The sequence below is a fragment of the Kitasatospora sp. NPDC094016 genome (assembly GCF_040304045.1).
Classification (GTDB): domain Bacteria; phylum Actinomycetota; class Actinomycetes; order Streptomycetales; family Streptomycetaceae; genus Kitasatospora.
This window is the reverse complement of the sequence record NZ_JBEOUK010000046.1, coordinates 41485-59093: the sequence shown is the minus strand read 5'-3', so window position 1 is coordinate 59093 and position 17609 is coordinate 41485. Positions and strand designations below refer to the sequence as shown.

The following is a 17609-nucleotide window of genomic DNA, read 5'->3' as shown; positions in this document are numbered from 1 at the left end:
GCCCAGGGACTAGTTGAACCGGTAGGTGGCGGCCACCGCGAGGTGGTCGCTGCCGTCCCGGGGCAGGGTGCGGGAGTCGACCGGCGCGAGGCCGCCCTTGCTCATGATCTGGTCGATCCGGGCCATCGGGAAGGACGACGGCCAGCTGAAGCCGAAGCCGTCCCCGGCGGCGCCCTGGGCCGAGCGCATCTGCGAGGTGACCGGCGCCAGGCTGCGGTCGTTCATGGTGCCGTTGAGGTCGCCGAGCAGCAGGACCTTCTTCACCGGCTCGGCCTGGATCGCGTCGCCGAGCGCCTGCGCGCTGACGTCCCGCTGGTCGACGGTGAAGCCGCCCTCGGCCTTCAGCCGCACCGACGGCAGGTGCGCGACGTACACCGCGACCGGGCCCTGCGGGGTGGCGACCTGGGCCCGGAACGCCCTGGTCCAGCCCATCTTGAGGTCCACCGGCGAGACCCCGCTGATCGGGTACTTCGACCAGAGGCCGACCGTCCCCTCCACCTCGTGGTACGGGTACGCCTCGGCGAGCCCGCTCTCGTACTCGCGCAGCGGCTTGCCGGCCAGTTCCTGGAGGGCGACGATCTGGGCGCCGGAGGCCACCAGGCCGCGGACGGTGCCCGGCACGTCGGGGTTGGCGGCGGCGACGTTGTGGCTGACCACCGTCCAGTCGCCGGTGCCGCCGCTCTTGTCGCTGAGCAGGCCGCCGAACAGGTTGAGCCAGATCGCGGCGGGCAGCAGCAGCGCGATCAGCGCGGTGGCGGAGCGGCGCAGCAGCGCGGGGAGCAGCAGCACCGGGACGGCCAGGCCGATCCAGGGCAGGAAGGTCTCCAGCAGGCTGCCGAGGTTGCCGGCGCTGTTGGGGACGTCGGCGTGGAGGGCCATCAGCAGGGCGGCGAGCACGGCCAGCACCGCGATGACCAGGCCGCGCCGCCAGGTGGTGGCACCGCGGCCGTCCCGGCCCCAGTACCGCAGGCCCAGGAATCCTCCGGGACGGCCCGCGGGGGCCGGGGCGCCCGCCTCGCCCCAGGGCCCGGCCGTGCTCCGGTCGGTCCTGTCCGCCTGCGTCATCCGTGGCTCCCGTTGTTCGTGCCGTCGCCGGTCCGGTGTCCGGCCCGTGCGGTACGGGCGGGTGCCGGACTGGTGCCGGTTTGATCGGATACCCGGCTCAGCCTATGCCGGGACAGACGCGGGGCCGTCGGAGCGGGTTCCGGCGTGGCCCGGTTTGGTGAGCCAGGCCACGCCGGACACGGGTCGGCGCAGGTCGCACGCAGGTCGGTGCAGGTCCGGTGCAGGTCGCCGAGGGCACCGGACCGGGGCGCGGGGTCCGGGGCGCGGGAGCGCGTTCAGCCGCGGGAGCCGGAGGCCGCGTGCGGCGCCAGGCCTTCGAGCAGCGAGTCGACCATCCGGCGGGCCAGGTCCGGGTCCTCCAGGTCGGAGTCGTCCCAGAGGATGCTGCGGTACAGGATCGGGCCCATCAACATGTCGCCGAGGAGTTCGACGTCGAGGTCGGTCCGCAGCACGCCCTCGTCCATGGCGCGGCGGATCAGGGTGAGCCCCGCCTCCCGGCGCGGCTTGATCACCCGGTCGCGGTACGCGCTGTACAGGTCGGGCAGGCCCTGCATCTGGCCGAGGGCGGCCTTGAGCACCCAGCGGGAGCGCTTGGCGAGGCCGCGCCGGCGCATGTAGTCGATCATCTCGATCAGGTCGTCCCGGGCGGTGCCGTCGGTCGGCGCGGGCATCGGGACTTCCAGCCGGCTGACCACGTCGACCAGCAGGGCCTCCTTGTTGGGCCAGCGCCGGTAGATGGTGGCCTTGCCGACGCCGGCCGCGGCGGCGATGCCCTCGATGGTGAGCTCGGACAGCGCGGTGCCGCCGGCCATCAGGTCCTCGACGGCGGCGAAGATGGCCTGCTCGGCGGCCTCGCTGCGCGGGCGGCCGCGGCGTACGGCGGCGCAGGGCTGTCCGGCCCCGGCGGCCGGGGTGTCCGTCTTCATCCCCGCTGTACTCCCTCGCTGTCCGCGTGGCGCACGGGCGCCGTTCCGTTTCCGATGGTGGTCCGTGGACCGGGCCGGGCGGCGCCTGTCGTCCTGGACCTCGGCCCTGCCGCCCGGGGGTTCACCCGGGTGACAGGGCCATTGTCGCTCAGCGCGATCGCGGGTCAGGCGTCCGCGGCCACGGCCTTGCGGCTCTGGTCGGGCTGCTCTGCGGCCTTCCCGGCCGGGCCGCCGGGGGCCGCCGACCGGCGCGGCAGCAGGAACCAGGCGATCAGCGCGCCGACCACCGTGATGCCCGCGGAGAGCGAGGCCACCACGTGCATGGCGCTGACGAAGGCGTCGTCCGCCGGGCCGATCAGCGCGGCGCCCTTGGGGCCCATCCGCTCGGCGATGGCCAGGGTGGCCTCCAGCGACTCGCCGGCCTTGCCGCGCAGGTCGTCGGGCAGCTGGTTGAGCGTGTCGGTCATGCCGTCGCGGTAGACGGTGGAGAGCACCGCGCCGAGCACGGCGACGCCGAGCGAGCCGCCGACCTGGCGGAAGGTGTTGTTGACGGCCGAGCCCGCGCCGGCCTTCTCGCGGGGCAGCGAGGCCATGATCGCGACGGTGACCGGCGGCATGACGTGCGCCATGCCGGTGCCCATCAGCAGGCCGAGCACGACCAGCACCCAGATCGGCGTGTCGACGCCCAGCAGGGTGTAGCCGACGAAGCCGACGGCGATCAGCAGCATGCCGACGGCGGCGGTGGCGGCGACGCCGAAGCGGTCGACCACCAGCCGGGCCCGCGGCGCGAACAGCAGCTGGGCGACGGCCAGCGGCAGCATCAGCAGGCCGGCCTGGAGCGCGCTGTAGCCGCGCACGCTCTGGATGTAGAAGACGCCGAAGAAGGAGACGCCCATCAGCGCGAAGAAGACCACGCCGACGACCACGACGGAGGCGCTGAACACCTTGTTGCGGAACCAGGTGACGTCCAGCGCGGGGAAGCGGGTGCGGCCCTCGAACCAGACGAAGGCGGCCAGCGCCAGCACGCCGACCAGCGTCGGCACCCAGGCCTCGGCGGCGGTGAAGTCGGCCAGCTCGCCGCCCTTGATGATGCCGTAGATCAGCGCGACCAGGCCGATGATCGATAGCAGCACGCCTATCGGGTCGAGCTTGCCGGGGTTCGGGTCCTTGGACTCGGGCACCAGGACGATCATCGCGATCACCGCGACGATCACGATCGGGACGTTGACCAGGAAGACCGAGCCCCACCAGAAGTGCTCGATCAGCAGGCCGCCGGTGATCGGGCCGATGGCGATGGCCAGGCCGACCGCGCCGGCCCAGATGCCGATCGCCTTGGGCTGCTCGGAGCGCTCGAACACGTTCATGATGATGGCCAGCGTGGCGGGCATCGCGAGCGCGGCGCCGACGCCCATCAGGGCGCGGTAGCCCACGAGTTCACCGGGCGAGGCGGCCAGCGCGGAGAGCAGCGAGGCGATGCCGAAGACCACCATGCCGCCGAGCAGCGCGCGCTTGCGGCCGAAGCGGTCGCCGAGCAGGCCGGAGGTGAAGAGCAGCCCGGCGAACACCAGGGTGTAGGAGTTGATCGACCACTCCAGGTCGCTCTGGCTGGCGCCGAGGCCGACCGGCGCGGGGGTCGCGATGGTCTTCATCGCGACGTTGAGGATCGAGTTGTCGAGGACGACGACGAGCAGGGCGAGCACCAGGGTGCAGAGGATCGCCCAGCGTCGGCGGTGGATGGCTTCCGGCACGCGGGGTGGCGCGGCTGCGGTGGTCATTGGTCTTCCCGTCCGTGGTGGTGTGACACTGGCGGGCAATTCCGAGCCATGGTCGTCTCGTAACCCCCCGGCACCAGAGTAGCGGCCATTACGATACGAGACGAATCCGTTTCGTAAAAACGCGGCAAAGCCCGCCCGGCCGGCGGCCACCGGTGTGCCGCAGATCGCACCCGCGCGCCTGCACGCCCCTTTGCGCCCACGCCGGGGCGTGCAAGCATGGAGGTGATCCGGGGACGCCGTACGGCGCCACGAGACGACAACCCTTCAGGAGTCCGTTCGATGAACGCTTCTTCGCCTTCGCCTGCCCAGAACCAGGCGGCGACCGCCACCCTCTACGGCGGGGTCACCAACCGCCGCATCACCGTCCGCGACCTCGCCAGCGCCAAGCAGCGCGGCGAGAAGTGGTCGATGCTCACCGCCTACGACGCCCTCACCGCCGGGGTGTTCGACGAGGCCGGCATCCCCGTCCTGCTGGTCGGCGACTCCGCCGGCAACTGCCACCTCGGCTACGAGACCACCGTGCCGGTGACCATGGACCAGATGGTGATGCTCTCCGCCGCCGTCGTCCGCGGCACCAAGCGCGCGATGATCGTCGCCGACCTGCCGTTCGGCTCCTACCAGGAGTCCCCCGCGCAGGCCATGCGCAACGCGGCCCGGCTGATGAAGGAGGCCGGGGTCGGCGCGGTCAAGCTGGAGGGCGGGGAGCGCAGCGCCCGCTCGATCGAGCTGCTGGTCGAGGCCGGGGTCCCGGTGATGGCGCACATCGGCCTCACCCCGCAGTCCGTGCACGCCTTCGGCGGCTACCCCGTCCAGGGCCGCGGCGACGAGGCGGCGCACCAGCTGCTGCGCGACGCCAAGGCCGTCCAGCAGTCGGGCGCCTTCGCGGTCGTGCTGGAGGCCGTGCCGGCCGAGCTGGCCGCCCAGGTCACCGAGCAGCTGACCATCCCGACCGTCGGCATCGGCGGCGGGCCCGACACCGACGCCCAGGTCCTGGTCTGGACCGACATGGCCGGCATGACGGCGGGCCGGGTGCCCAAGTTCGTCAAGCAGTACGCCGACCTGCGGACCGTCCTCGGCGACGCCGCCCGCGCCTTCGCCGAGGACGTCCGCGGCGGCGCCTTCCCGGCCGCGGAGCACAGCTTCCACTGACGGCCTACCCGCACCGTCGCCCGTCGCCGCTTCGGCATCGCCGAAGCGGCGACGTTGCCGGTCGAAAAGGGCAGGGCCCCGCGGTTCCTTCGTTGGCCGCGGGGAGACAGGACGAATCCCGGCCTCGTCAGAGCTCGATCCGCTCAGATGTCGGAGACGCAGACGACCCCCAGGTCGGCGAGTCCTTCGCTCTGGCAGAGGTGATCGGACGCGCCGCCGACGGCGGTCTGCAGCAGCTGGTAGTCGGCGCCGTGCGCCCGGCCCCAGTGCATGGCGGCCCGCCACAGTTGCCGCCCCAGGCCGAGTCCGCGGTACTCCGGCAGGACTCCGAAGTACTGGGGCAGGAGGCGGACTCGCCCGATCGGGTCAGCCATCGTCTCCATGGGGCCGATGGCACCGGCCACCCGCCCGTCCCGCACCTCGATCAGAACGGGGCCGACGGTTTCGAGCCTGGAGTGCAGGAAGGCGAACCCCTCGCCGGCCAGCTTCTCGGCGAAGGCCTCGAAGGTCTTCGCCACGTCCGCGGCTGTTCCGGACAGGGCCTCGACTCCGTCGACAGCGGGAACGCGGCTGTCGAAGGTCCTGAGCTGGACGCGGGTGGATGCGGCCAGAGGCTCCGGGGCCTCCTGGAACCACACGACGCGGGCTTTTGCGGCTCCGCGCAGGGTGGCGAGTCCGGCGGCGTTCTCGCGGGCTCCGGGCAGGCACTCCGAGGCACCGTAGAGGTGGAGCCGCATGATCCCGCGGTCGGTGATCGTCGGGATCAGGGTGTGTTCGCGGTCCCTTCTGGCTCGCACGGACCCAACTCCAGCGGCGAGAGGTCGAATTGGCATGCGCCACCGCTGGGGAGGCCCTCGCCCTGACCGCAGCCATCGAGTCCCCCAGGGTGGTCGCCCATCTCCATGAGTTCTGCCGACTCCTGAGGCCCTACCGCAGCAGCGCCTCGGCCGCGGAACTGTCCGACCGGATCACCGGCATGGCCGAGTGATCAGTGACCGGCCTCGTCAAGCAGCAGGTACAGCACTCCCACGAGCGTGCCGCTGCTGACGATCTCGCGGCGGTCGATCATGCCGCGAAGCTCGGACAGGGGAATCCACTCGACTCGGTCGGACTCGTTGCGCTCGGTCGGCGGGCCCACGTACTCGACAGCGTCGGCCCGGAAGACGAAGTGCTCCGAGTCCGTGATCCCGTTGGCCGGCTGGGCGTAGATCAGCGGCTCGACCCCAGCGACCTTCCAGCCGGTCTCCTCCAGTGTCTCGCGGGCTGCCGCCTCTGCCGGGCTCTCGTCCGGCTCGATGAGCCCCATCGGGAGTTCCCAGGCCCAGGTATTGGTGATGAAGCGGTGCCGCCACATCATGAGGACCTGCTTCCGGTCGTTCACGACAGCCGCCACAGCGAGGTGCCGCAGCTTGACCACGTGGTGTTCCCAGCGGTGGCCGTCGGGCTGCTCGATGTCGGCCAACCACAGGTTCACCCATGGGTTCTCGTAGATCGGACGTTCCCCGTGGATCTTCCACTGCATTGCTGAAGCCTCCCTCGATGGACCCTCAGCATCTCAGAGGTCGGCGCCGCGGGCAGGCCCCTCCGACTAATTCGCGTCAGACTGACGAATAGTGGTGATATCGGCAGACAGTTGCCAAGTCCCCCTTCATTCCGAGCCCGGTCCCTCCCTGTTCGTTCAGAATTTTTTCTTTCGGTGGCGCCTCCTCGTCCGAGGAGGCGCCACCGATTAAAAATCTTTTCTTTTGGTGTTGAAATAACTTGGATGCCGCATCCCCGTACGCCGGTGACAGCCGGGTGACAGCGGCCTGACAGCGAGCGGCGCCGGCCGACAGGGGGCTGACAGCCGGGCCGGACAACCTGAGGGCATGACACGAATCGCCACCGCCCCGAACGACCGGGGGACCGCCGCGGGCAACGCCGTCGAAGTCCGCGGCATCGTCAAGCACTACGGCACCACCAAGGCCCTCGACGGGGTCGACCTCACCGTCCGCGAGGGCACCGTACTCGGCGTGCTCGGCCCCAACGGCGCCGGCAAGACCACCCTGGTCCGGGTCCTCTCCACCCTGATCAAGCCCGACGCCGGCACCGCGTTCGTCGGCGGCTACGACGTCCTGCGCCAGCCCAAGCAGCTGCGCCGCACCATCGGCCTCACCGGGCAGTACGCCTCCGTCGACGAACTCCTCTCCGGGTACGAGAACCTGTACCTGATCGGCCGGCTGCTCGACCTCCCCAGCCGCGAGGCCAAGGCCCGGGCCACCGAACTGCTGGAGCGCTTCTCGCTCACCGAGGCCGCCAAGCGGACCGCCAAGACCTACTCCGGCGGCATGCGCCGCCGCCTCGACCTGGCCGCCAGCATGATCGGCCGCCCCAAGGTGCTCTACCTGGACGAACCCACCACCGGCCTCGACCCGCGCACCCGCAACGAGGTCTGGGACGAGGTCCAGCGGATGGTCGCCGAGGGCAGCACCGTGTTGCTCACCACCCAGTACATGGAGGAGGCGGAGCAGCTCGCCGACGAGCTGACCGTCATCGACCGCGGCCGGGTGATCGCCAACGGCGGCGTGGCCGAGCTCAAGGCCAAGGTCGGCGGCCAGACCCTCCAGATCCGCGCCGTCCACCCGGCCGAGCTGCCCGAGATGGCCAGGTGCCTGCGCGACCGCGGCATCACCAGCGCCACCGTCTCCACCGACACCGGACTGCTCGCGGTGCCGATCACCGACGACGAGCAGCTGACCACCGTCATCGGGGTGCTCGGCGGCCGCGGCTTCGCGATAGCCGGCATCGACACCAAGGTGCCCAGCCTCGACGAGGTCTTCCTCGCCATCACCGGCAAGCCCGCCGACACCGCGGACGCCACCCCCAGCCTCGTCAAGGAGCCCGTCGCATGACCACCGCCACCATCGCCCCCTCCCGGGTGGAGGACTCCCGGATCGGCCTGTCCGGCACCTTCCGCCACGTCGGCGCACTGACCCGGCGCAACCTGATGCGGATCAAGGCCGACCCGGAGTCGATGTTCGACGCCGTGCTGATGCCGGTCATCTTCACGGTGCTGTTCGTCTACGTCTTCGGCGGCGCCGTCTCCGGCAACCAGGACTCCTACAAGCAGTACATGATCCCCGGCCTGCTCGGGCAGACCGGCCTCACCCTCGCGATGGCCGTCGGCACCGGTCTGAACAGCGACTTCCAGACCGGCGTGATGGACCGCTTCCGGACCCTGCCGATCGGCCGGGCCTCCGTCCTGCTCTCCAAGATCGCCGCCGAGACCTGCCGGGCGCTGCTCTCCTTCGTGATCCTGATCGGCTTCGCGATGTGCATCGGCTTCGAGGTGAAGACCGGTCCGCTGGAGGTCGTGGCCGCGGTCGGCCTGTCGCTGGTGTTCGGCATGTCGATCGTCTGGGTCTCGATGCTGCTGGGCATGGCGCTGCGCAGCGCCCAGGCCGTCCAGGGCGTGGCCATGCTGGTCCTGATGCCGATGCAGTTCGGCAGCTCGATCTTCGCGCCGACCGACACCATGCCGGGCTGGCTCCAGGCCTTCACCAAGGTCAACCCGCTGTCGGCGCTCGCCGATGCCTCCCGCTCCCTGCTCAACGGCCAGGGGCCGCTGGCCCACCCGGTGATGGTCGTGCTGATCTGGTCGGTGGCCACCACCGCGATCTTCGCGCCGCTCGCCGTCGCCCGCTTCCGCAAGCGGACCTGAGAACGGCCGCCGGCCCTCCGCGGGGGAGGGCCGGGGGGCGACCGGCCGGCACCAGGGGACGGGGCCGGCCGGCGGATCGGCTGACCGGTGACCAGGGACGGACGCCGGTCAGCCGATCCACTCCTGTCGGCTGACCGGTGACCAGGGACGGACGCCGGTCAGCCGATCCACTCGTACATCCGCTCCCGGACCTGTTCCGGGTTCAGGCCCTCGCCGGCGGCGTGGGCGGCCTCGAACGCGGCGTCGCCCAGCTGGGCCCGCAGGTCCGCCGCCGCCCTGCCCCGCTCGACGCGGTCCAGGTAGCCGCCCTTCGGGCCGTTCAGCACGTGGTGCGCGCCGTGCAGCACGGTGGCCTGCCGGGCCCGCTCCAGGTCGCCGTCGCGCTCGGCGAAGGCACGCAGCACCCCCACCACCGCGGGAACCACCATGACCGTCATCTGCTCGCCGAAGCCGCTCGTGCGCGACGTCTCGCGGAGCAGCGTCCGCCCCTCGCGCAGCATCGCGAGCCCCTCGTCCGGCCGGCCCGCCCGGGCGGTGATCCAGCCCCGCGTGGTGATCAGCATCCCGGTCACGATCCCCGGGGCGAAGCTGCCGACGCTGGTCGCCTCCATCCGGTCCAGCTCGGCCAGCGCCTGCCCGTACTCGCCGCGCAGCATGTGGACGCCGCAGAGCGTGAGGCCGCCGAACAGCAGCGCGCCGGTGGAGGAGTGGTCCGCGCTGTGATGGTCCAGCCCTTCCAGCGTCTCCCGGATGATCCGCTCGCCGTGCTCCATGTCCTGCTCCAGCAGGGCGGAGCCGAGGTTCACCCGCAGCATCGGCACCTCGTGCGGCGTCCCCAGCTCCTCGGCCAGCTCGATCGCCCGCTCGTACGCGACGGCGGCCGCCTCCGGATCACCCCGGTTGGCCAGCGACTCGCCCTGGGCGGACAGGGCCTGGGAGACCCCCCAGAGGTTGCCGGCCTGCTCGAACAGCTCCAGCGAGCGCTGGCCGTCCAGGATTCCCTGGTCGGCCCCGCCCGGCCAGTCGTTCAGCATCTTGGCCCGGAGCTGCAGGATGAACGCGAGGTCGTTCGGCCCGCCGTGCTCCTCGCAGCCGCGGACGGCGTCGTCCAGCAGGCTCCTCATCATCTCCAGCCGGCCGGCCAGGAACGCCCCGAACACCCGCATCAGGCCCGGGAACCGGTAGGCCTGCGGCAGCTCCGGGGTGTAGACGTCCAGCAGTTGCTCCGCGACGGCGATCGCCTCCGGGTTGCCGAGCACGTCCAGGTTCCCCTCGAACATGCCCATCAGCCGGTACATCGCGAGCAGTCGCCGGGCCTCCTCGACGACCCCTTCGGGCATCGGCAGGCCGTAGGAGAGCACGTCCCGCTCCAGCGGTACGGGCGGCTTCGGGCCGAACGGATCCGGCCCGAGCGCCGCGACGGCCTCGTACCAGCCGCGGGCCTCCATGCTGTAGCCGCGCAGCGACCAGTACCAGCTCATGCCGAGGGTGAGGGCCAGCGACTGCTCCTCGTCCCCGAGGTCGATGGCGCGCCTCAGCGCGGCCCGGATGTTGTCCAGCTCGCGCTCCAGCACCGTCAGCCAGTGCAGCTGCTGGGGGCCGTGGATGTTCAGGAAGGCGGTGGCGGCGATGGTGCGGAAGTGCGTCAGGTGGCGGGCCCCGGTCGCGTCGCGCTCCTCCTCGGACTCGGCGAGGCGCTCGGTCGCGTACTCGTGGATGGTCTCCAGCATCCGGTAGCGCGGCAGGCTGCCGTCGTCCAGGTCGGCGACCAGCAGGGACTTGTCGACCAGCGACAGCAACAGGTCGGCGACCTCCCCGCCGACCACCTCGACGCCGTCCGCGCAGATCGCCTCGGCGTCCTCCAGCTGCCAGCCGCCGGCGAACACCGAGAGCCGGCGCAGCACCGCCCGTTCGCGCTTGCCCAGCAGATCCCAGCTCCAGTCGACCACCGCGCGCAGGGTCTGCTGGCGCGGCAGCAGGGTGCGGCTACCTGCGGTGAGCAGGGCGAACCGGCCGTCCAGGCGGTCCGCGATCTGGCGCGCCGTCATCACCCGCAGCCGGGCGGCGGCGAGTTCGATGGCCAGCGGAAGGCCGTCCAGGCGGCGGCAGATCTCGGCGCAGGCCGCCGGGTCGGTGTCCGGGTCGAAGCCGGGTCGGGCGGCGGTGGCGCGCTCGGTGAGCAGGCGCAGCGCCACCGGGTCGGGCAGCGGCTCGACCGGCAACACGGTCTCGCCGGGCACGCCGAGCGGCTCCCGGCTGGTGGCGAGCACGGTCAGCTCGGGGCACTCGGTGAGCAGGATGTCGGCGAGGTCGGCGGCGGCCTGGATCAGGTGCTCGCAGTTGTCCAGGACGAGCAGCATCCGGCGGTGGCCGCAGTGCTCGACCAGTCGGCGCACCGGGTCCTCGGCGCGCTTCTCGATCACCTCGGCGACCATGCCACCGCTGTGCAGCACGATCTCGCGCAGGCCGAGCGCGGAGACCACGGCGGCGGGCACCGCGTCCGGGGTCTCCAGCGGGGCGAGTTCGGCCACCCAGACGCCGTCCGGCCAGTGCCCGGCGGACTGCTCGGCGCGGCCGGCCTCGATCGAGAGCCTGGTCTTGCCGGAGCCGCCGGGGCCGGTCAGGGTGACCATCCGACGCTCCGTCAATGTCCCGCGCAGGGCGGCGAGATCGCTCTCACGACCGACGAAGCTGGTCAGCCTGCCGCGCAGGTTGCCGCCGACCCGCGGGGGTTGGGGCGCAACCCCGGACCGACCGGCGGCCGGCGGGGCCGGCGGGGCCGGTATGGACTCCGGCGCGGGCCCGGGCTCCGCCGCCGCGGGTGCCGGTTCGACCTCGGCCGGGGTCAGCAACGTGGCGTACAGGGACTGGAGTTGGCGCCCCGGGTCGACGCCGAGCTCCTCGGCGAGGGCGCGCCTGGTCCGCTCGTAGTGGCGCAGCGCCTCGGCGGTGCGGCCGCTCTCGTGCAGCGCCCGGATCATCAGCTGCTGCAACGGCTCGTCCAGCGGCTGCCGTTCGCAGAGCTCGGTGAGTTCGGCAACCAGTTCGGCGGCCCGGCCGAGCCCGAGCTCGGCGGTGATCCGGTGGCGGCGGGCCTCCTCGCGCTGGGTCTCCAGCCGGGCGGCCGGGCCGCCGCGGTCCGGCAGGTCGGCCAGGGCGGGGCCGCGCCACAGCGCCAGGGCGGCGCGCAGCCGCTCGGCGGCGAGCGCGTGGTCCCCGGTGTCGAGGGCACGGCGGCCTTCGGCGCCGAGCCGCTGGAACTCGGCGAGGTCGGTGGCCGGGTCGGTCAGCCAGTACCCGGCCGGGCCGGAGCCGATCTCGTCCCGGCCGACGGTCCGGCGCAGCCGGCCGACCAGGGTCTGGAGCGCGGCGGAGGAGTCCTGGGGCGGCTCGGCCTCCCACACCTCGTCCACCAGCAGGTCGGCGGGCACCGGGCGGCCCTGCCGGAGGGCGAGCGCGGTGAGCAGTGCCCGTAGCCGGGCGCCGCCTAGCGGCACCGGGGTGCCGTCGTCGTGGTGGGCCGTCGTGGTCCCGAGGATGCCGTAGTACACCGGTCCATTCTGGTCGATGGGCGGCGATCGGGGCGCACAATTGTGCAGGGGCCCCTCACCGGCGGTGGAACCCGGACGGGGCCTTCGGACGTTCACCCGGGACGGCTTGTCCGGTCACCGGCCCGCCCGGCATGATCGATCCCCTGCCCGCTTTCCCTCGGACACCCGGAGCACCCACACCATGACCTTCGCCGCCACGCAGCGCTCACGCAGCGAGGACCGCCGGATCAGCCCGGTGTTCTGGGTGCTCCTCGCCGTCCTCGCCACCTCCGGCTGGGCGGTGTACTCGGGCTACGGGAACGCCGCGTTCGGGGTGTTCCTGTTCGTGGTGGCGGGCTGGATGGTCTCGCTGTGCCTGCACGAGTACGCGCACGCCCGCACCGCGCTGCACGGCGGCGACATCACCGTCGGCGCCAAGGGCTACCTCACGCTCAACCCGCTGAAGTACACCAACGTGCTGCTCAGCTTCGTGCTGCCGATCGTGTTCGTGATCATGGGCGGCATCGGCCTGCCCGGTGGCTCGGTCTGGATCGAGCGGGACCGGATCCAGGGCCGGCTCAAGCACAGCCTGATCTCGGCGGCCGGGCCGCTGGTGAACCTGGCGTGCGCGGCCCTGCTGCTGATCCCGATCGGCGCCGGCTGGCTGGACGACCCGACGGTGCACGCGGTCTGGAACGGCTACGAGCTGAACGTCTCGCCGTTCGCGGCCGCGCTCGGCTTCCTCGGCCTGCTCCAGCTCAGCGCCGCCCTGCTGAACCTGCTGCCGGTGCCCGGGCTGGACGGCTACGGGATCGTCGAGCCCTGGCTGTCGTACAAGACCCGGCGCGCGGTCGAGCCGTTCGCGCCGTACGGGCTGCTGGCCGTGTTCGCGCTGCTGTGGCAGCCCTCGGTGAACTCGTTCTTCTTCGGGGTCCTCCACGACCTGATGAACCTGTTCGGCGTGGACCAGGACTACGCGACGCTCGGCCGGTACCTGTTCAGCTTCTGGAACAACTAGCCGGCTCGGCCGGGCTCAGGACACTAGCCCTGCTCGGCTGCCGCGGCGGCCGTGGCCTCGGCGATCTTCGCGCGGCGGCGGTTCATCCAGAGCACGTTGCTCGCCACACCGGCCATCGGGAGCCAGATCAGGCCCAGCCAGAAGCCCTGGGTCAGCGAGACCACGGCGGCCGCCAGCGCGAGGACGACGACGATCAGGGCGAAGAGGGACGTGCGGGGCATGGCGGGAGGCTCCTAGGGCCGGGTGCGGTCGGCCGGGTTGCGGCCGCACCCATTGTCGCCGACCTCACCTCCGGAGCCGGTCCAGGGGTGAGGCCGACACGGCTCCACCGGATCTCAGACGTCCGTCACCCGCAGGCCCGCGTGGGCCTTGTAGCGGCGGTTGACCGAGATCAGGTTGGCCACCAGCGACTCCACCTGGTGCGCGTTGCGCAGCCGGCCAGCGAAGATCCCCCGCATGCCGGGGATCCGGCCGGCCAGCGCCTGCACGATGTCGGTGGCGGCCCGCTCCTCGCCGAGCACCATGACGTCGGTGTCGATCTGCTCCACCGACTCGTCCTGGAGCAGCACCGCCGAGAGGTGGTGGAAGGCGGCGGTGACCCGGGAGTCCGGCAGCAGCGCGGCGGCCTGCTGGGCGGCGCTGCCCTCCTCCGGCTTCAGCGCGTACGCGCCCTGCTTGTCGAAGCCGAGCGGGTTGACGCAGTCGACCACGATCTTGCCGGCCAGTTCCTCGCGCAGCGCGGTCAGGATCGCGGCGTGGCCGTCCCAGGGCACCGCGACGATCACCACGTCGCTCTCCCGGGCGGCGGTGGCGTTGTCGGCGCCGCGCACGCCGAGGCCCAGTTCGGCGGCGGAGGCCTCGGCCCGGGCCGCGTCGCGCGAGCCGATGATCACCTGCTGGCCGGCCTTGGCCAGCCGCAGGGCCAGGCCGCGCCCCTGGTCGCCGGTGCCGCCGAGGACACCGATCACCAGCTGTGAGACGTCCGGCAGTTCGTGGGCCGGGTTTGTCGCTGAATCGAGGGAAGTCATGGGCCGATCCTGTCAAACCCCCGGCCGGACGCGACATTCTGGGCCGCATGGACACGGTGAGAGTTTCGGCACTCCGGCAGCACCTGGCGGGCACCGGCTGGCTGGAGGCGGTCGGCGGCTTCGCCGGATCGCTGCGGCGCTCGGTGTCGCGGCGCGGGGCCGGCGAACTGCTGCTGATCGGCACCGAGGCGTACGAGCCCTGGCATCTGGCCGCGCACCTGGCCGACGAGGCCGCCTGGTCGGCCGTCCCCCGACTGGCGCCCACCCTGCTGCGGCACGCTCCGCCGGCCGGCGCCCCGGCGCACCTCGCGCACGGCCTGGGTCGGCTCACCGCGGCCGGGCGCGGCGCCACCGTCCTGGTGGTGGCGCCGGAGGCGGCCGGCGCGCCGCTGCTGGAACGGGTGCGGGACGCCCGCCGGCACGGCGCGACCGTGCTCGCGCTGGACGGCGCCGCCCCCGCCGAGCCGGGTGACCTCGGCGGGCTCGCGCACGAGCGGCTCGCGGTCGGCACCGCCGACGAGGAGCCCTTCGACCTCGCCCAGCACCTGGTCAGCGCCGCCGCCGGGCGGCCTCCGGCCCGCCGCACCGCGCTGGACCGGCTCGCCGAACTCGCCGGCCGGCTGACCGCACCGCCCGCGATCAGCCGCTGGTAGCCCGGGCCCGACCCGCCCCAGCCCGCCCCAGCCCGCCCCGGTCCGACCGCGACGGCCGGACGCCGACCGTGACAGCCGTGTGTCGGGCTGAAAAACCCTTTGCGAACCCGGCGGCCCGCGTTCGAGGATGCTGGTTCGTGAACGACGACGAACCCCCGCATCCCCCCGGCACCTCCGGACGGCTGCGCACGCTGGTGCGCTCGCTCGCGCCCGACCTCTCGCCCTGGCGCGCCTCCCGCGACTTCCGCTTCCTCTGGCTCTCCGGCTGCGTCACCAGCTTCGGCAGCTACCTGACCTACGTCGCCGTGCCGATGCAGATCAAGGAGCTGACCGGCTCCTCCTTCGCGGTCGGCCTGATCGGCGCCTTCGAACTCGTCCCGCTGATCGTCTTCGGCCTGTGGGGCGGCGCCCTCGCCGACGCCCTGGACCGCCGGAAGCTGGTGCTGCGGGCCGAGGCCGGGCTGGGTCTGCTCGCCGGCCTGCTGCTGCTCAACGCGCTGCTGCCGTCCCCGCTGCTCTGGCCGATCTACCTGGTCGCCGCGCTGGTCGCGGCCTGCGACGGGTTGCAGCGCCCGGCCCTGGACTCGCTCACCCCGCGGATCGTCCCGCACCAGCACCTGACCGCCGCGTTCGCGCTCAACTCCCTGTACCGCAACGCCGCTTCGGTGGCCGGTCCGGCGCTGGCCGGCGTCGTGGTGGCGTTCTCCGGGGTGGGGACGGCGTACGCGCTGGACGTGCTCACCTTCGCCGCCTCGCTGCTGCTGCTCGTCCGGATCCGGGCGGTGCCGCCGGCCACCGGCGCCGAGCGGCCGTCGGTGCGGGCGGTGCTCACCGGCGTCCGGTACGCGTGGAGCCGCAAGGACCTGCTCGGCACCTACACGATCGACCTCTGCGCGATGCTGTTCGCCTTCCCGGTGGCCGTCTTCCCCTTCCTGGCCTCCGAGTTGGGCGCGGACTGGGCGCTCGGCCCGATGTACGCGGCCTCCGCGGCCGGTGCCCTGCTGGTCGGGGCGACCAGCGGCTGGACGTCCCGGATCCACCGGCACGGCCGGCTGCTGGTGGTCGCCGCCGTGGGCTGGGGCGCGGCCATGGCCCTGGCCGGCCTGTCCGGGAGCATCTGGCTGGTGCTGCTCGGCCTGGCGCTGGCCGGCGGCGCCGACGAGATCAGCGGGCTGGCCCGCTCGACCATGTGGAACCAGTCCATCCCGGACGAGGTGCGCGGCCGGATGGCCGGCGTCGAACTGCTCAGCTACTCCGTCGGCCCGCAGCTCGGCCAGGTCCGGGCCGGCACCATGGCCGGGCTGGTCGGCGTCCGCGCCGCGGTCTGGAGCGGCGGCCTGATCTGCGTCGCCGCCGTCCTCGCGGTGGCCGCCGCGCTGCCCAAGCTGCTCGCCTACGACGACCGCACCGACCCGCACACCGCCGCCGTCCGCGCCGGGCACGAGCGCGCGGAGCGCGAACGGGAGCAGCGGCGCGAACGGGAGGCCGCCCCGGCGACGGACTGACGGCGGCCGGCCGGCGGCGGCTTGGACGGCGACGGCTTGACGGCGGAAGCCGGCCGCCGGGCGCCGCCCCGGCCGCTACTCGCCGCCGCCGTCCTTCGGCGTGTCGTTCCAGCGCTCGTCCCCCTGCCGCCACTCCCGGTTGCGCTCGTCGGCGAGTTGCAGGGCGTGTGCGGCCTCCTCCGGGCTGTCGTACGGGCCGAGGCGGTCCTTGGCGGGGCACTCCGGCCCCTCCTCGACCTTGCCGTGCTTGATGCAGTAGAACCACTCGCCGGGCTTGCCGGTCGGCTTGCGGTGGAATCCCAGGGGCATGGTGCCCTCCCGTCGATGCGATGGGGTCGTACCGATCATTCCCCGGCCGGGGCCGCCACGCACACCGCCCGGGCGCGCCGGGGGCGGCCGATAGACTCGCGGCCATGGCTCTCGTACCCGGCATCCAGTCCCCCACCCGCAAGGTCCCGGCGCACATCGCGCGCCCCGAGTACGTCGGGCGGCCCGCCCCGACGCCGTACACCGGGCCCGAGGTGCAGACCGCCGAGACGATCGAGAAGATGCGGATCGCGAGCCGGATCGCCGCCCAGGCGATGGCGGAGGCCGCCAAGCTGATCGCCCCCGGCGTCACCACCGACGCGCTGGACGCCGTCGCCCACACCTACATGTGCGACCACGACGCGTACCCGTCCGACCTCGGCTACCGCGGCTTCCCCAAGTCGGTCTGCACCTCGATCAACGAGGTGATCTGCCACGGCATCCCGGACTCGACCGTGCTCCAGGACGGCGACATCGTCAACATCGACGCCACCGCGTACATCCACGGGGTGCACGGCGACCTCAACGCCACCTACCTGGTCGGCGACGTCGACGAGGAGTCCCGGCTGCTGGTCGAGCGGACCCGCGAATCCCTCAACCGGGCGATCAAGGCCGTCAAGCCCGGCCGTCAGATCAACGTGATCGGGCGGGTCATCGAGTCCTACGCCAAGCGCTTCGACTACGGCGTGGTGCGGGACTTCACCGGGCACGGCATCAACACGTCGTTCCACTCCGGCCTGATCATCCCGCACTACGACAGCGAGCGGGCCACCGAGGTGATCAAGCCGGGGATGACCTTCACCATCGAGCCGATGCTCACCCTCGGCACCTACGACTACGAGATCTGGCCGGACGGCTGGACGGTCGTCACCAAGGACCGCAAGCGCACCGCCCAGTTCGAGCACACCCTGGTGGTCACGGCGGACGGCGCGGAGGTCCTCACCCTGCCGTGAC

Annotated in this window: 17 protein-coding genes; 8 read left to right on the top strand and 9 right to left on the bottom strand. The window is 72.6% G+C overall.

Annotation, left to right across the window (positions count from 1 at the left end; all coding sequences use genetic code 11):
* Positions 1 to 9 precede the first annotated feature (9 nt).
* The 3 genes from ABT015_RS31180 to ABT015_RS31170 all read right to left on the bottom strand — a co-directional run bounded on the left by ABT015_RS31180 (position 10) and on the right by ABT015_RS31170 (position 3766).
* Positions 10 to 879: an endonuclease/exonuclease/phosphatase family protein gene (locus ABT015_RS31180; protein ID WP_350885112.1), complete on the bottom strand. Its 870-nt coding sequence runs from the start codon at positions 877 to 879 to the stop codon at positions 10 to 12.
* 461 nt (positions 880 to 1340) lie between these two features.
* Positions 1341 to 1991, bottom strand: a complete 651-nt coding sequence (locus ABT015_RS31175) for a TetR/AcrR family transcriptional regulator (RefSeq protein ID WP_350885094.1) — start codon at positions 1989 to 1991, stop codon at positions 1341 to 1343.
* 164 nt (positions 1992 to 2155) lie between these two features.
* Positions 2156 to 3766 (bottom strand): MFS transporter, encoded by a 1611-nt coding sequence (locus ABT015_RS31170; protein ID WP_350885092.1) that lies wholly within the window; start codon positions 3764 to 3766, stop codon positions 2156 to 2158.
* A gap of 279 nt (positions 3767 to 4045) precedes the next feature.
* Between ABT015_RS31170 and panB the strand changes: the two genes are divergently transcribed.
* Positions 4046 to 4915: a 3-methyl-2-oxobutanoate hydroxymethyltransferase gene (panB, locus tag ABT015_RS31165; RefSeq protein ID WP_350885090.1), complete on the top strand. Its 870-nt coding sequence runs from the start codon at positions 4046 to 4048 to the stop codon at positions 4913 to 4915.
* Between the two features lie 143 nt (positions 4916 to 5058).
* Here the strand turns inward: panB and ABT015_RS31160 are convergent, their stop codons facing one another.
* Entirely contained in the window at positions 5059 to 5712 is a 654-nt protein-coding gene (locus ABT015_RS31160; RefSeq protein ID WP_350885088.1) for a GNAT family N-acetyltransferase, read from the bottom strand.
* A gap of 29 nt (positions 5713 to 5741) precedes the next feature.
* Here ABT015_RS31160 and ABT015_RS31155 point away from each other — a divergent pair, with 29 nt between their 5' ends.
* Positions 5742 to 5903 (top strand): hypothetical protein, encoded by a 162-nt coding sequence (locus tag ABT015_RS31155; protein WP_350885086.1) that lies wholly within the window; start codon positions 5742 to 5744, stop codon positions 5901 to 5903.
* On the opposite strand, the gene ABT015_RS31150 is transcribed toward ABT015_RS31155, so the two are convergent.
* Positions 5904 to 6437, bottom strand: a complete 534-nt coding sequence (locus ABT015_RS31150; RefSeq protein ID WP_350885084.1) for an NUDIX hydrolase — start codon at positions 6435 to 6437, stop codon at positions 5904 to 5906.
* Between the two features lie 346 nt (positions 6438 to 6783).
* On the opposite strand from ABT015_RS31150, the gene ABT015_RS31145 reads away from it, so the two are divergent.
* Both ABT015_RS31145 and ABT015_RS31140 read left to right on the top strand, forming a co-directional pair.
* Positions 6784 to 7806: an ATP-binding cassette domain-containing protein gene (locus tag ABT015_RS31145; RefSeq protein WP_350885082.1), complete on the top strand. Its 1023-nt coding sequence runs from the start codon at positions 6784 to 6786 to the stop codon at positions 7804 to 7806.
* Complete coding sequence (locus ABT015_RS31140) at positions 7803 to 8615, top strand: ABC transporter permease (RefSeq protein WP_350885080.1); 813 nt, start codon at positions 7803 to 7805, stop codon at positions 8613 to 8615. Before ABT015_RS31145 ends, ABT015_RS31140 begins: the two co-directional genes overlap by 4 nt.
* Positions 8616 to 8773: 158 nt before the next feature.
* On the opposite strand, the gene ABT015_RS31135 is transcribed toward ABT015_RS31140, so the two are convergent.
* Positions 8774 to 12166: an AfsR/SARP family transcriptional regulator gene (locus ABT015_RS31135; RefSeq protein WP_350885078.1), complete on the bottom strand. Its 3393-nt coding sequence runs from the start codon at positions 12164 to 12166 to the stop codon at positions 8774 to 8776.
* 181 nt (positions 12167 to 12347) lie between these two features.
* Between ABT015_RS31135 and ABT015_RS31130 the strand changes: the two genes are divergently transcribed.
* Positions 12348 to 13163, top strand: a complete 816-nt coding sequence (locus ABT015_RS31130) for a site-2 protease family protein (protein WP_350885076.1) — start codon at positions 12348 to 12350, stop codon at positions 13161 to 13163.
* Between the two features lie 23 nt (positions 13164 to 13186).
* Here ABT015_RS31130 and ABT015_RS31125 read toward each other — a convergent pair whose 3' ends face one another.
* Both ABT015_RS31125 and npdG read right to left on the bottom strand, forming a co-directional pair.
* Positions 13187 to 13384 carry a hypothetical protein gene (locus ABT015_RS31125; protein ID WP_063347357.1) on the bottom strand — a complete coding sequence of 66 codons (198 nt, stop codon included), beginning with the start codon at positions 13382 to 13384 and terminating at the stop codon, positions 13187 to 13189.
* A 114-nt stretch (positions 13385 to 13498) separates the two neighbouring features.
* Complete coding sequence (gene npdG / locus ABT015_RS31120) at positions 13499 to 14191, bottom strand: NADPH-dependent F420 reductase (protein WP_350885074.1); 693 nt, start codon at positions 14189 to 14191, stop codon at positions 13499 to 13501.
* Positions 14192 to 14238: 47 nt separating this feature from the next.
* Between npdG and ABT015_RS31115 the strand changes: the two genes are divergently transcribed.
* Positions 14239 to 14844, top strand: coding sequence for a hypothetical protein (locus ABT015_RS31115; protein ID WP_350885072.1), 606 nt, complete (start codon positions 14239 to 14241; stop codon positions 14842 to 14844).
* 137 nt (positions 14845 to 14981) lie between these two features.
* Entirely contained in the window at positions 14982 to 16349 is a 1368-nt protein-coding gene (locus ABT015_RS31110; protein WP_350885070.1) for an MFS transporter, read from the top strand.
* A gap of 75 nt (positions 16350 to 16424) precedes the next feature.
* Here the strand turns inward: ABT015_RS31110 and ABT015_RS31105 are convergent, their stop codons facing one another.
* On the bottom strand, positions 16425 to 16658 hold the full coding sequence (locus ABT015_RS31105; protein ID WP_063347360.1) for a hypothetical protein: 234 nt from the start codon (positions 16656 to 16658) through the stop codon (positions 16425 to 16427).
* Positions 16659 to 16762: 104 nt separating this feature from the next.
* Between ABT015_RS31105 and map the strand changes: the two genes are divergently transcribed.
* On the top strand, positions 16763 to 17608 hold the full coding sequence (map, locus tag ABT015_RS31100) for a type I methionyl aminopeptidase (RefSeq protein ID WP_063347361.1): 846 nt from the start codon (positions 16763 to 16765) through the stop codon (positions 17606 to 17608).
* Position 17609 lies beyond the last annotated feature (1 nt).

What these genes read in the sequence shown, in the direction of transcription:
- ABT015_RS31180 (WP_350885112.1), bottom strand. Translation starts at nt 879, where the DNA reads ATGGCCCTCCACGCCGACGTCCCCAACAGCGCCGGCAACCTCGGCAGC.
- ABT015_RS31175 (WP_350885094.1), bottom strand. Translation starts at nt 1,991, where the DNA reads ATGAAGACGGACACCCCGGCCGCCGGGGCCGGACAGCCCTGCGCCGCC.
- ABT015_RS31170 (WP_350885092.1), bottom strand. Translation starts at nt 3,766, where the DNA reads ATGACCACCGCAGCCGCGCCACCCCGCGTGCCGGAAGCCATCCACCGC.
- panB (WP_350885090.1), top strand. Translation starts at nt 4,046, where the DNA reads ATGAACGCTTCTTCGCCTTCGCCTGCCCAGAACCAGGCGGCGACCGCC.
- ABT015_RS31150 (WP_350885084.1), bottom strand. Translation starts at nt 6,437, where the DNA reads ATGCAGTGGAAGATCCACGGGGAACGTCCGATCTACGAGAACCCATGG.
- ABT015_RS31145 (WP_350885082.1), top strand. Translation starts at nt 6,784, where the DNA reads ATGACACGAATCGCCACCGCCCCGAACGACCGGGGGACCGCCGCGGGC.
- ABT015_RS31140 (WP_350885080.1), top strand. Translation starts at nt 7,803, where the DNA reads ATGACCACCGCCACCATCGCCCCCTCCCGGGTGGAGGACTCCCGGATC.
- ABT015_RS31130 (WP_350885076.1), top strand. Translation starts at nt 12,348, where the DNA reads ATGACCTTCGCCGCCACGCAGCGCTCACGCAGCGAGGACCGCCGGATC.
- ABT015_RS31125 (WP_063347357.1), bottom strand. Translation starts at nt 13,384, where the DNA reads ATGCCCCGCACGTCCCTCTTCGCCCTGATCGTCGTCGTCCTCGCGCTG.
- npdG (WP_350885074.1), bottom strand. Translation starts at nt 14,191, where the DNA reads ATGACTTCCCTCGATTCAGCGACAAACCCGGCCCACGAACTGCCGGAC.
- ABT015_RS31115 (WP_350885072.1), top strand. Translation starts at nt 14,239, where the DNA reads ATGGACACGGTGAGAGTTTCGGCACTCCGGCAGCACCTGGCGGGCACC.
- ABT015_RS31105 (WP_063347360.1), bottom strand. Translation starts at nt 16,658, where the DNA reads ATGCCCCTGGGATTCCACCGCAAGCCGACCGGCAAGCCCGGCGAGTGG.
- map (WP_063347361.1), top strand. Translation starts at nt 16,763, where the DNA reads ATGGCTCTCGTACCCGGCATCCAGTCCCCCACCCGCAAGGTCCCGGCG.